This window comes from Roseiarcus sp., from assembly GCF_052145395.1.
Lineage (GTDB): Bacteria > Pseudomonadota > Alphaproteobacteria > Rhizobiales > Beijerinckiaceae > Roseiarcus.
In genome coordinates this window covers 1-12850 of record NZ_JBKQOT010000827.1, presented here as the reverse complement: position 1 = coordinate 12850, position 12850 = coordinate 1, and the positions used below count along the sequence as shown (strand labels likewise).

The 12850-nt window shown below is 65.6% G+C and carries 8 protein-coding genes; 2 read left to right on the top strand and 6 right to left on the bottom strand.

Annotated elements, in window-relative coordinates:
* Window positions 1–523 precede the first annotated feature (523 nt).
* Window positions 524–2548, top strand: coding sequence for a PQQ-dependent dehydrogenase, methanol/ethanol family (locus ACLP25_RS28615; protein ID WP_442472516.1), 2025 nt, complete (start codon window positions 524–526; stop codon window positions 2546–2548).
* A gap of 54 nt (window positions 2549–2602) precedes the next feature.
* On the opposite strand, the gene ACLP25_RS28610 is transcribed toward ACLP25_RS28615, so the two are convergent.
* Together ACLP25_RS28610 and ACLP25_RS28605 are read right to left on the bottom strand one after the other, a co-directional pair.
* Window positions 2603–3130 carry a YceD family protein gene (locus tag ACLP25_RS28610; protein ID WP_442472484.1) on the bottom strand — a complete coding sequence of 176 codons (528 nt, stop codon included), beginning with the start codon at window positions 3128–3130 and terminating at the stop codon, window positions 2603–2605.
* A 1-nt stretch (window position 3131) separates the two neighbouring features.
* Window positions 3132–3728 (bottom strand): ubiquinol-cytochrome C chaperone family protein, encoded by a 597-nt coding sequence (locus tag ACLP25_RS28605; protein ID WP_442472483.1) that lies wholly within the window; start codon window positions 3726–3728, stop codon window positions 3132–3134.
* A 79-nt stretch (window positions 3729–3807) separates the two neighbouring features.
* Here ACLP25_RS28605 and ACLP25_RS28600 point away from each other — a divergent pair, with 79 nt between their 5' ends.
* A complete protein-coding gene (locus tag ACLP25_RS28600) occupies window positions 3808–4275 on the top strand; it encodes an outer membrane protein assembly factor BamE (RefSeq protein WP_442472482.1) in 468 nt (155 codons plus the stop codon).
* On the opposite strand, the gene ACLP25_RS28595 is transcribed toward ACLP25_RS28600, so the two are convergent.
* From ACLP25_RS28595 to ACLP25_RS28580, 4 genes are all read right to left on the bottom strand, one after another.
* Window positions 4191–5042 carry an endonuclease/exonuclease/phosphatase family protein gene (locus ACLP25_RS28595; protein WP_442472481.1) on the bottom strand — a complete coding sequence of 284 codons (852 nt, stop codon included), beginning with the start codon at window positions 5040–5042 and terminating at the stop codon, window positions 4191–4193. The two genes, ACLP25_RS28600 and ACLP25_RS28595, sit on opposite strands and share 85 nt — an antisense overlap.
* Before the next feature lie 803 nt (window positions 5043–5845).
* Entirely contained in the window at window positions 5846–6250 is a 405-nt protein-coding gene (locus ACLP25_RS28590; protein ID WP_442472480.1) for a type II toxin-antitoxin system HicB family antitoxin, read from the bottom strand.
* A gap of 135 nt (window positions 6251–6385) precedes the next feature.
* A complete protein-coding gene (locus ACLP25_RS28585) occupies window positions 6386–8515 on the bottom strand; it encodes a sodium-translocating pyrophosphatase (RefSeq protein ID WP_442472479.1) in 2130 nt (709 codons plus the stop codon).
* A 187-nt stretch (window positions 8516–8702) separates the two neighbouring features.
* A partial coding sequence (locus tag ACLP25_RS28580) for a GH36-type glycosyl hydrolase domain-containing protein (RefSeq protein ID WP_442472478.1) occupies window positions 8703–12850 on the bottom strand: 4148 nt, incomplete at its 5' end.

Genomic DNA, 12850 nt, shown 5'->3' with positions numbered 1-12850 from the left:
CGAACAGGGGAATAAAGCATGTATCACTGCACCCACCCGTGTGTCACCACACCCACCATATTCCACCATATTCCCGGAACTCCAACCACCGCCGGCCACGTGTAGCATGAGGCGTTCGGCGTTGCGCGTTCCATTGAGAACCGCGAGATAGGCGCATCTCGGCGACAGAAAACTCGCCGCAAATCGGCCCGCTTCGGGGAGCCGACATCCTCCAAACGCATCCGTGACGCAACGCGACCATTCGACTTGCAATCGACCGCCGGCGGTGACAACTTTGTCTTTGCCGAGGCTCGGATATCGAGAATCTCGGTTATTCTGGCTCGGCGAGGCGCTGGCCGGCAGCTTTTCCATTCAGCCAGATGCTCTCCAGCGAGTGTCGGGTCAATAAACAGCCGCGCGGCTGAACAAATTGGGAGGATGCAGAGTGGGAAATCCCATTTCGGCTACGCTTGCGCGAGCCAAGCGAGGCGGCAGCGTTTTCGTGAGCCTGGTTATTGCGTTGGGCGCAGTTTCGTCGATCGCCATGACGGCGCGCGCAGGCGAGGTCGCTAATGTCGACGACGCGCGTATCGTCAGCAACGGCAAGACCGGCAAGGAATGGCTGAGCAACGGGCTCGACTATAGCGCTAACCGGTTCAGTCCTCTCGATCAGGTCACGACAGCCAACGTCGGCAAGCTGGGCCTCGTTTGGTCCTATCCGCTCAACTCGGTGCGCGGCGTCGAGGCGACGCCGATCGTCGTCGACGGGACCATGTACGTTACGGCGCCCTGGGGCATCGTCCATGCGATCAACGCCAGAACCGGCGAGAAACTCTGGACCTACGACCCGAAGTCCCCGCGCGAGGAAGGCTACAAGCTCTGCTGCGATATCGTGAATCGCGGCGTCGCGGTCTACAAGGGCAAGGTGTACGTCGGTTCGCCCGACTCCCACTTGAGCGCGCTCGACGCGGCGAGCGGAAAGGTGCTCTGGAAGGTCGATACGAGCCCCGACCGCGCGCGTCCCTACACGCTCACGGGCGCGCCGATCGTCATCAAGGGCAAGGTTTTTGTCGGCGGGGGCGGCGGCGAATATGGCGTTCGCGGCGTCGTCAGCGCATTCGATGCGGAGAGCGGCCAGCTCGCCTGGCGCTGGTACACAATTCCCGGCGATCCCTCGAAGCCACCCGAAAACGAGGCGATGGCCAAGGCCGCCCAAACCTGGGACGACAAGTTCAAATATTGGGAAAACGGCGGCGGCGGCCCGGTCTGGAACACTTTCTCCGCCGATCCCGAACTGAATCTCGTCTATTTCGGCACCGGCAATGCGGGCCCTTGGGCCTCCTCGATCCGCAATCCATCGGGCAAGGACAATCTCTACACCGCGTCCATCGTCGCGCTGGATATCGATACGGGCCAATACGCTTGGCACTATCAGGCAACCCCGGCCGACACCTGGGATTATGACGCCGACCAGGACCTGATCCTCACCGATCTCACGATCGACGGCCAGAAGCGAGCGGTGCTGCTGCATGCGGACAAGAACGGCTTCTTCTACGTGCTCGACCGCAAGACCGGCCAGTTTCTTTCGGCGAAGAACTTCGTCGACGTGAACTGGGCGAGCGGCTTCACGCCCGAGGGCAGGCCGATCGAAATCGCCGGCGCGCGCGGGGTGGACAAGCCGATCGAACCCGTTCCGGGCCCGTTCGGCGCGCATAACTGGCAGTCGATGTCGTTCAGCCCGAAGACGGGCCTCGCCTATATCCCGGCGCAAAACGTGCCGATCATGTTGGTCGACGACAAGACCTGGACCGGGCAAGGCAGCAATTTGCCCGGCCAGCCGATGAGCGGGATCGGCTGGAACCTCGCCGAGGCCGTCGTCGGCACGCCGCCGAAAGGCAAGCCCTTCGGCCGCCTCATCGCCTGGGATCCGGTGCAACAGAAGGCGGCCTGGACGGCGGACTACGTCTCGCCGTGGAACGGCGGCACGCTCGCGACCGCGGGCGGCCTCGTTTTCCAAGGCACGGCGGACGGCCGGATTGTCGCTTATGACGCGGCCAGCGGCGCGAAGCTCTGGGACGCGGCGCTCGGCAACGGCGTCGTCGCGGCGCCGATGACCTACGAGATCGACGGTAAGCAATACGTCTCGATCGCGGTCGGCTGGGGCGGCGTCTTCGGCGAGTCGCATCGCGCCACCGACCACGAGTCGGCCGGCATCGTCTATACGTTCGCGATCGGCGGGGACGCCAAATATCCGGAAGTCGCGCGCTACAAGCTCGGCCCGCTGGTCCAGGGAGTGAAATACGATCCGAAGGACGCGCCGGCGGGCGCCGCGCTGTACTTCAGCAATTGCCTGTTCTGCCACGGTGTGCCCGGCGTGGACAAAGGCGGCAACATTCCGAATCTCGCCTATGTCGACGCCGAAACGATCGAAAATCTCCAAAACGCTGTTGTCGAAAAACACTTCGCCGACCGCGGCATGCCCGACTTCGACGGCAAGCTGAAGCCGGAGGACCTAGAAAAGATCAAGGCCTTCATTCAGGGAACCGCGGACGCGATCCGTCCGAAGTAAGCGCGGTTAGGCGCTGTACCGAGCCGCGGCGCTAGGCGCGGCTCGCCATTTTCGCTAGGCCTTCTTCGGCTCGCCCCGCAGCACGGCGAAAGGCGTGGCCTCTGTTTCCGGTTCGGCCGGCGGCTCGAACTCGGCGCCGGGCTTGCGCGGATAGGGGTCGAGGCCGAGGGCGAAAAACTCCGCCGCGAGCGCGCCAAGGTCAATCTTGCCGTCGACGATCGGATCGGGCTCGTCGTCGTCGGCCATGGAGACGGTCTCCAGCGGCTCCGCAGGCCGCCGCCTGTCGTTCTCGTCGTGGCTCGGAGCGAAGCGGACGTCAATCTCCTCCTCGACCGCCGCCGGGAACGGCTCGAGCGTGACCACGCAAGTCTGGGTCAGCTCGCCCTGCACCATTCCGATGACCCGTGCGCCGCCCTTGGCTGCCCGCTTCACCATGAGAGTCGCGCTGAGCCGCTGGATCGACGGAAGCTTGAGGAAAGCGGCCAACGCCTCGCGCTCGGACGGATTGGCCTCGATCGTAAGGGTCTCGCCGTCCTTGGGCAGCGTGTCGACTCGGATCATGCGGCTGAATGGCTCCTGCATGTCAACCTCCGGCGAGCGGGCCGTCCGGGAAGCGGAAGCGGCCTGTGGCGAAATCCTCGAGCGGCGTTTCGGCCAGCGACGCGTCGACGGAAACGACGTAGTCGGCGAGCGCGACCGCCTTGGGCGCGCCGTCCGGCGCGCCGTAGACGTTACGGGCAAGCGCCGCCACAAGGTCCCCCCGCGAACCCGAATCGAGCGCGGCAGCGTAGGCCGCATTGCGTCCGTAGAAAGCCTGCTTCATCGCCTTCAGGCGCTTCGACACGGAAATGTCGCTGAGCGCCTGCTCACGCAGCGTGTCGTCGAGGTGCAGGAAATGCGCGTTGACCAGGTCCTGGGCGATGTGGTCGCCAAGGCCGCCGAGCGCGACGAGCCGGCGCAGCACCAGCCCGACATGCAGCGTCAGCAGCTCGAATCGCCCGTCGACCCGGTCCGGCGCCTCCAGGGTCCGATAAAGCGCAGGTCTTCGGGCGGCGGCCACGATCTCGCCGCGAAGCTGCTCGATGAGGGCGAGGCTCGCGCGCCGCGCGCGCCATCGGGCGAAGATCATTACACGGGCCTTGCGCGACGCCTTGAAGGCAATTCCGGCGTCGCCTTGCATTTGCTCGGTCGCTTGGGTTAGGCATCCGCGGTCGCGCTGGCAAGATGAAAAAAGGGTGCGACGGGTACGGAGACTATTTATGGGCGAAAAGCCGAAAGCCTGTGATTGGGCCGCTCGGATTATGCTGGTGGCCGGCGCGCTGACGCTTGGCTCGGCGCTCGGCGGCTGCGTCGGTTATGACGGCGACTTCGACCGCGGCTATCAGGTCGACGAGGAGACGGTGTCGCAGATCAAGGTCGGGGGGACGACCAAGCCGCAGGCGCTGGCCCTGCTCGGCACGCCCTCGACGACGTCCACCGTCGGCGGCGACGCCTGGTACTACATCGGGCAGAAGATGCACCGGGCGCTCGCCTTCATGCCGACACAGATGACCGACCAGCACGTGCTCGCCGTCTATTTCGACAAGAGCGGCAAGGTTGAGCGGGTCGCCAACTACGGCATGCAGGACGGCAAGGTGTTCGACTACGTGTCGCGCACTACCCCGACCGGCGGCACGGAGCCCGACTTTCTGCGCAACATGAGGGGCGGGCTGTTCAAGTTCAGCTGAGCGCTCCGCTCAGACCGAATTGGAGCATCAGCGGCGCGTGGTCCGAGACCTCGTCGCGCAGCACGCGGAAGGCGAACACGTCCACGCCGGGGCTCGTAGTCGGCGAAGCGCTCCGGCCGCGCGTAGAGGCTGGTGCGGGTCGAGACGACGCCGAACTCGGCGACGAGGTTTTTGAGGCCCGCATCTTCCAGCATTCTGAGGCTCTGCGTATCCGGGGCGAGGTTGAAATCGCCGCATAGCACGAACGGCTCGCGGCGGCCGCCCAGGAAATCGAGGATGCGGCGCGACTGGGCGAGGCGGTCGTCGCTGTCGCCCTTGCCCCGCCCGTTCCACAACCCGTGGAAATTCATCACGCTGACCCGGCCCTGAGGGGTCTCGATGGTGACGAACTGCACGTTGCGGGCATGATGGCCGATGTCGCCTTCGGGGACGTAGCCGCGCTCGCGATGGACGAAGACGTCGCCGGAGTCGACGACGTCGAGTCTCTTGGCGACCAGCATCATCAGTCCGTAGTCATCGAGATGGTGTGGGTGGAAGAAGACACGGTGTCGGTCGAGCAGCGCGCTGATCTCCTGCTTGCCCTTGACCATGATCGCGTCCTGGTCGAGCGGATGGCCGCCGGCGACGGCGCCGTCGAGCCCGTGGTAGCGCGCCGACCAGACCTCCTGGAGGCAGAGGACATCGGCGTCGCGATGGGCGTTCAGGAAGCCGAGGAGTTTTTCACGGCCGGCAAGGCCGCCCCAGGTGTTGAGACAGATGAGCTTCATCCACCTACGCGCGCTAAACCACGCCTCTCCAGCTCCGCGAGTAATCCGAGATAGAGGCGCTGCTCGACCGTCCCGGAAGCGGATGCGTCATAGTAGCGCTGGACCAATTCGATAAACTGCCCGAACGAACAATGCCCGATTGCGAGCAGATTCGAATTCTCCAACAACTCGGGAGCCCGCGAAGTCTCAATTTTTTGTACCGTATGCTTTTTTGCCCCTCCTGCGACCAGCGCCTTCGCCGCTTGGGATCGCGCCTCTGCAATGGACTTCGCCGCTGTCCCGAACAATTGCTGGTCTGAGGCGTCAAGAATAACATCCCACGTCTACGACCGGGCCTTCGCTCGCGTATGAGCGCGTGAAGAAAGGCGTATTTTTGCAACTGTTCAATCGATGAATAGGAGTTAAGCTTTGTTTCGATGGTCAGGAACGTATGATCGTTGTCGAAAGCGAAATCTGGTTGAGTTATAGAATCGAATACCTCCTGCCGCTCAAACTCCCTGCCAAGATAAGCGACGTCGCCCATCGGCTCGATTCCCACGTGGCGCTTGACTAATTCTCCTATGAGGGATGCCGGCGCCATCGAGAAGAAAAACGCGAGGATGTGATTGAGCGGAACTTCGATTCGGCGGAGGCGCTCGACTGTATCGTAGGGACTCGGCCGCCCCTTGGACGCGCGCCCCGGGTCGCTAAGATGATCCAACTCGTCGGGCGCCCAGGCTTAGTGCGTCACCGCGTCATAATAGTCCTCAGGCCATAATCTCGCCATAGTAGGTAACTTCCTTTTTCTGTAAATTATCCAGGATTCACTTGGAGTTTCGACGGACAAGCTCGCGGATCGACTCGGGATTGCGCAAAGTCACGTGACTACCCTTTTGTCGCTGAGACTGAAATCCGGCGCGTTGCAGAACGCGAACGACGTCCTTGGCGCTGACGCTCGGAAGCCGCTCCGACATCGCATCAAGCCGCCACGTCGGTCCGCACGATGATCCCGCCGTGGGCCCGGCGCTCATTTTGGCTTCGGGGATCGGGTCCCCGTTGGCGATCAAGGTGTCGATATAGACCGCCAGCGCCTCTTCTGCGTTTCGAACCGCCGCTTCGTAGGTATCGCCCCAAGTCTGACAACCGGACAAGGTCGGAAAATACGCAAGATAGCCGTCGTCCTCAGGGTGCGCTTCGATCGTTAGCGGGTATGTTTGAAACGCGGGCATGCTTGCATGCTTACACATTCGGAACGCGCGCCAAACTTGTCGGCCGGGCAGGTCCGATCCGTTATGACGACGCTATGAAAATGCGAAAGGGGCGGAGCCAAGGCCCCGCCCCTTCCGCATGCGTTTGCCTCAGCCTCAGTGCGCCAGGATGGCGAGCAGGAGCAGGGCGACGATGTTGGTGATCTTGATCGCCGGGTTGACGGCGGGACCGGCGGTGTCCTTGTAGGGGTCGCCGACGGTGTCGCCGGTGACGGACGCCTTGTGGGCGTCCGAGCCCTTGAAGTGCTTGACGCCGTCCTTGTCGGTGAAGCCGTCCTCGAAGCTCTTCTTGGCGTTGTCCCAGGCGCCGCCGCCCGAGGTCATCGAGATCGCGACGAACAGGCCGTTGACGATCACGCCGAGCAGCGAAGCGCCGAGCGCGGCGAAGGCCGCGGCCTTCGAGCCCGAGATCCAAAGCGCGGCGAAATAGACCACGAAGGGCGCGAGCACCGGCAGCAGCGAGGGAATGATCATTTCCCGGATCGCCGCCTTGGTCAGCATGTCGACGGCGCGGCCGTAGTCCGGACGCTGCGTCCTCTGCATGATGCCCGGCATTTCCTTGAACTGGCGGCGCACCTCGACGACCACCGATCCCGCCGCGCGGCCGACCGCCGTCATCGCGATTCCGGCGAAGAGGTAGGGGATCAGCCCGCCGAAGATCAGTCCCGCAACGACATAGGGGTTGGAGAGGTTGAAATCGACAACGCCGATGTCCTTGAAATACGGCGAGCCGATTTCGGTGAAGTGCCGGATGTCGTTGGTGTAGGCCGCAAACAGAACCAGCGCGCCCAGGCCCGCGGAGCCGATCGCATAGCCCTTGGTGATCGCCTTGGTCGTGTTGCCGACCGCATCGAGTGCGTCGGTCGACTGGCGGACTTCCTTCGGCAGGCCCGCCATCTCGGCGATGCCGCCTGCGTTGTCGGTGACCGGGCCGAACGCGTCGAGTGCGACGATCATGCCAGCAAGGCCGAGCATGGTGGTGACCGCGATCGCCGTGCCGAACAGGCCCGCAAGCTGATAGGTGGACACGATGCCCGCCACGATCACCAGCGCCGGAAGCGCCGTCGATTCGAGCGACACGGCGAGACCCTGGATCACGTTGGTGCCGTGGCCGGTGACGGACGCCTGGGCGATCGAGACAACCGGGCGCTTGCCCGTGCCGGTGTAGTACTCGGTGATCACCACGATGAGGCCGGTGACGGCGAGGCCGATCAGGCCGCAGACGAACAGGTTCGCCCCAACGACCGACTTGCCGGCGACCGTGCCGATCTCGCCCCAGCCGACCACATAGGTCGTCGCGAGCGCAAGGCCGAGGATCGACAGCACGCCGGTGGCGATGAGGCCCTTGTAGAGCGCGCCCATAATCGAGTTGTTGGCGCCGAGCTTGACGAAGAACGTGCCGATGATTGACGTCACGATGCAGGCTGCGCAGATTGCCAGCGGATACATCATGCTCGACCAGAGCGCGTTCGTGCCTTCGAAGAAGATCGAGGCAAGGACCATCGTGGCGACGACCGTCACCGCATAGGTCTCGAACAGGTCCGCGGCCATGCCGGCGCAGTCGCCGACGTTGTCGCCGACGTTGTCGGCGATGGTCGCCGGGTTGCGCGGATCGTCCTCGGGAATGCCGGCTTCGACCTTGCCGACGAGGTCGGCGCCGACGTCGGCGCCCTTAGTGAAGATGCCGCCGCCGAGACGGGCGAAGATCGAGATCAGCGAGGCGCCGAAGCCGAGCGCGACCAGCGCGTCGATGACCGTGCGGTCCGCCACGCCGTAGCCGAGCACCCCCGTCAGGAAACCGAAGTAGCCGGAGACTCCGAGCAGCGCGAGACCGGCGACCAGCATGCCGGTGACCGCGCCGGAGCGGAAGGCGATGTCGAGGCCGCCGGCAAGCGACTTCGTCGCCGCCTGCGCGGTGCGGACGTTGGCGCGCACCGAGACGTTCATGCCGATGAAGCCGGCCGCGCCCGACAGGAGCGCGCCGATGGCGAAGCCGATGGCCACGGTCCATGAGAGCAGCAGGCCGAGCGCGATGAAGACGACGACGCCAACGCCGGCGATAGTCGTATATTGCCGGCGCAGATAGGCCTGCGCGCCTTCGGCGACCGCGCCGGATATCTCCTGCATTCGCGGGGAGCCGGCGTCCGCCGACATGATGCTGCTGATCGTATACGCGCCGTATACGATGGACAGCAGTCCGCAGACTATGATGATCCCTAACAGCATGGCGTATAGCCCCCTGACATTTGGCGAGCGGTCCTGCGCGCGGCTTGTTGTGGGCGCCTCATGACAGAAACTGCGCCCTGCCGCAACGCAGCACGCCGTCTTTTGAGGCGATCATTCGACAAAAGTAGCGGGCGCCAAACGTCGCACCCTGCCAATTCATCGAAAAATCCGCGCGGCGCGAGCAGAATCAACCGGCAGCGTTCTGGCGCCTCCAAGTCCTGTCGCCGATCCGCAGCGACTCGAGCTGCAAGCCGCCTTTGCGCTCGAAAAGATCGTCGCGGAGTGCGACCTCGCCATCGGCCTGCCCGATCCCCAGAATGGCGTAGGCGGCCGAAAGCATGCGCGCGGCCGACCCGGTGTACCACGACCACCCTCCCCGGCCGCCGTGCCCCCAGCCGTCGTAGATGTCGGCCGGCTGCTGGATCGGGACGAGGCCATAGACAGCGATGCGCTCCGGGTCCGTCTTCTTCAGCGGCGAGATTTTCTCGAAGATCTCGAACGCGCGGGCGAAAAGCTGGGCGGCCGCATCGGTCTCGCCCCGAGCGCGGGCGTTGGCCGCGAGCCGGACAAAACCATCGACGATCCAGGACGCGCCGTGGCTGTATTGTCCGCCGTTCTCCCGCACGCCGGGCGGATAATCCGCAATCCGGCCCGGATAAGGACGCGAGTGTTCGTAAAATGGCGTCTCGAGCAGCAGCACGCGGTCGGCCCGCTCGATGCCTCTCAGGCCGCCCTCCAGCGCCGCAAGCGCGCGGCCATCGTCGCAGGCGCCGGAATAGGCCGCCCAGCCGGTCGTCATCGCGTTGGGCTGGTCCAGAACCTGGCCGTCGTCGGCGAAGTCGAGCACGTAGTGGTCGCCCCGCCAGCCGACGTCGAGGGCCGCGCGCTGCGCCGCAAGCGCATCGGCGCAGACCGCCGCGAAGGCCTCGTCGCCCTTGGCGCGCGCAAGCGGAATGAAGCCGTCGAGCACGTTGGCGAAGAAGAAGCCCATCCAGACGCTGGCGCCAATCTCTTGGCGGCCGAGCGCGTCGATGCCATCGTTCCAGTCGCCCGCCCTGAGCAGCGGCAGCCCGTTTTCGGCCAGATGATCGAGCGTGAAGGCGATGGTGAGCCGCGCGTGCTCGTAGACGGTGGCGGTCTCGCGCGAGGCGCGCGGGATGACGATCCAGGTCTCCTGGTTGTCCGGCACGGCCTCGCCTTCGAGAAAAGAAGTGACTTCGTCGAGGACGCTCGCGTCGCCCGTCTCGCGCACGTAGCGGGCCAGCACATAGGGCAGCCAGAGGTGGGGATCGCTCGCCTTAGTGCGCTGTCCGAGGCCCGTGCCGCCGTTGGGCGCGCGATGCCACCATTTCAGCACATCCCCCTCGAGGAACTGCTGACTGGCGTGAAGAACGATCTGCGCTCGCGTCAGCCGCGGCTCGAGGAGGGCGAGCGGCAGCACGTCCTGAAGCTGGTCGCGGAAGCCGGTCGCCCCGCCGCGCTGGTTCGGCCCGACCCGGCCCCACAGCCGCGAGGCGTAGAGCTGATAGGGCAGCCAGGTGTTGACGAGCCGGTCGAAGTCCGGGCGGTTGGTGCGCACTTCCACCTTGCCGAGCCGCGCGGCCCAGGACGCGCGGGTCGCGGCGAGATCGGCCTCCGCCTCCGGGATTGAAACGCGCCGGGCCGCCGCCAGCGCTTCGGCGCGGCTTTTCGCCTGACCGAAAACGACGACGATTTTCGCCTCCCCGCCCGGCGGCAGCGACAGTTCGCCGGAAAAGGCGGCGACTCTCCGCCCGTCGTCGCTTGCCCCACTGTCCGGGGCGCCCGTCTCGACCATCGCCGGCGTACGGATGTCCCGCCCCGGGCCGCCGAAAAAGCGCGTCCGCACCGTCTCGGTCGCGGAAGCGGCGAGGCTCGTCGCGGCGAAGGCTAAGCCGCGCTCGAAGTCGTTGTTGCGGTTCTGGAAAAGAAGCGTCGCGCCGACCATCTCGTCGCGGATCTTGCCGACGCTCTCGTTCGGGCTTTCCTCGAGCGCCAGGTCGAAGAACGGGACGATGCGCAGGCGTTTGGGCCGGTCGCCGACGTTGCGCAAGGTCAGAACGCGCACGTCGCAAGGGCGATCGGGCGGCACGAACACCACGGTCTCCATCGTCAGGCCGCCGCGCGCCTTGAAAAAGGTCGCGACGCCCGGCTCGTAGGTGACCTGGTGCTTCGCGTCTTCGCGCTGAAAGGGGGAAAAACCGGGCGAATCGGTTTCCTCGCACTCGAGGTCGCGGACGTAGAGCACCTGCCCGGGCTGAACGACAGTCGCGCTGCCGAAGCGGAACGCGGTGAGGCCGTTCTGGCGAGCGTTGGCGAAGGCGGAAAATACCTCGCCGTCGTTCGACGTCATGGTCGACATCCCGAGCTCGTTCGCCATCACGTGGGCCCACGGGCGCGGCGTGCGGTGCGTCAGGCTTAGCCGCTTGCCGTCCTCCGAGAGCGCGAACGGCCAACGGCTCGGCAGAGCGTGCGTCGGTTCGACGGCGCGCGTTTCGTAGATCAGCGTTTGCAGGTCTGGCTCCGGCATCGGCGCCAGGTCGACGCGGCGGGCGATCAGTTCCGCCGCCCAGACGGCGTTGTCGGAGCGGCCCATGATGAATTCGGCCTCGGCCGCGCCGTTTGCGTCGAGCGACATCAAGACGGTGAAGCTCGCGGCTGGATCGAAGGTCCAGAGCTTGCCCTCGTCGTCGAGCTTCCGCCAGCGCCAGGGCTCGCAGCCGGTGGGGTTGGCCAGCGACCCCTCCCCGAGGAAGCGGGTGCGCGAATCCTCGTAGCCGACGAGCTCCGCGCCCGCGCCGGGTTTGACGGCGAAGAACGCCGTCTCGCCGCGATCTGCACGCGCCGAGCGCAACAGCCGGTTGCGGGCGAGAATCGCGTTCAGCGCGCGCACGAAGATCGTCTCGACATGCATTCCCGCGAAGTCGAGGTCGCGCGCGTAGGCCTCCGTCTCGTGCCCGGCGACCTCGCAGAAGCTGGTGAGCTGGAGGCGCCGGGACTTGCCGGACCGGTCGGTCAGCCGAATCTTCCAGCTCAGAACGGCCGCTTGGCCGCCATCCGGCGCGATCTCCATCCGCGCCTCGATCCCGTTCAGCGCATGATGGATCACGAGGCGTTGGAAGCCCGCCTCCTCGATCCGATATTCGCCGGCGCGGCGGGCGGGCTGGAAGCCGATCGACCACGGCGCCTCGCCATCCTCCGACACATAGAAGAAATGGCCGCGCGCCTGGAGCGGCTCGAGCGGACGGCGGATCAGGTCGATGCCGCCGCCGCCGCGTTCGGCGCCCATGACGAAGGCCGCCCCCCGGCCGTCGCGAAAGACCTCGACCCCGACCGCGCCGTTGTTGAACACATAGGATGGCGGATTGCGGGCAAGCTCGCGCGGCGCGCCGGCGAGCCAGGGGGCGGGCGGTCCGGACTTGCGGCGCTCGCGTGCAACGATGGCGACGGAGCCGGCGGCGAAGAGCGCGATCACCGCGGCATAGGCAAGTCCGAGCGTGCGGATCGGCTCGGGCATCGGGCTGCCGTCGCGCGCAAGCTTCTCAGCGCCCGTCCAGGCGAAGTCCCATTCGGACCCGCGCGGAATGTAGAACGGGATCAGCAGGGGCGCCCAAGTGCCGAACCGCCGGATTCCATCCGGGATCGCGCGGGTGCGACTGTTGTGCCCGACGAACCGCGCCGCCGCCTCATCCGCCCGGTCGCCGCCGAGGAACGAGAGGTTGACGAGACTCGCCACCCTCAGCCCCATGTGGTCGAACCAGATCAAAATGCGCAGCCAGTCGTAGGCGAGAAGACCCAGGAACAGGATGAGACTGAACCGCCGGAACGTCTCGGGCGTCTCACTCCCATCGACCCCGATGACGACCGCCGAGCGAACCGCCCCGTCCTGGTTGTACCAGCTCGGATCGGGCGCTTGGCGGAGGAACGAGTTGATGATCGGCGCCATCCACAGGCCCCAGCGCAACACGCGCACCCCCTGCTCGACCAGTCCCTCGACGCCTTTCGGGCTGACGAGGCCCTTGATCGGGCGGAGGCTGCGCTGAAGAAGCGCGTCGAGCAGCACATAGTTGATCGAGAACAGCGGCGCCGCGAGCGACCAGTTGAGGACGCCCGCGACGGACTCCGCCCAGAACAGCCTCACGCCGCCTGCGACCTCCCCGAGATTCACCGCGCCATACTTGTTGAAGATCGGATAGGTGGTGAAGTCTCCGAGTCGCCGGCCGCTGACGCGATAGTTGACGTCGGCGTAGGCCCAGAACTTGGCGATCACGACCTGAAGCTGGGCGGAATCGAAATACCAGCCGAGCGCGCCGGCGA

Bases quoted from the DNA above. Each gene is read 5' to 3' on its own strand.
- ACLP25_RS28615 (WP_442472516.1), top strand. From the start codon at position 524: ATGACGGCGCGCGCAGGCGAGGTCGCTAATGTCGACGACGCGCGTATC.
- ACLP25_RS28610 (WP_442472484.1), bottom strand. From the start codon at position 3,130: ATGCAGGAGCCATTCAGCCGCATGATCCGAGTCGACACGCTGCCCAAG.
- ACLP25_RS28605 (WP_442472483.1), bottom strand. From the start codon at position 3,728: ATGCAAGGCGACGCCGGAATTGCCTTCAAGGCGTCGCGCAAGGCCCGT.
- ACLP25_RS28600 (WP_442472482.1), top strand. From the start codon at position 3,808: ATGGGCGAAAAGCCGAAAGCCTGTGATTGGGCCGCTCGGATTATGCTG.
- ACLP25_RS28595 (WP_442472481.1), bottom strand. From the start codon at position 5,042: ATGAAGCTCATCTGTCTCAACACCTGGGGCGGCCTTGCCGGCCGTGAA.
- ACLP25_RS28590 (WP_442472480.1), bottom strand. From the start codon at position 6,250: ATGCCCGCGTTTCAAACATACCCGCTAACGATCGAAGCGCACCCTGAG.
- ACLP25_RS28585 (WP_442472479.1), bottom strand. From the start codon at position 8,515: ATGCTGTTAGGGATCATCATAGTCTGCGGACTGCTGTCCATCGTATAC.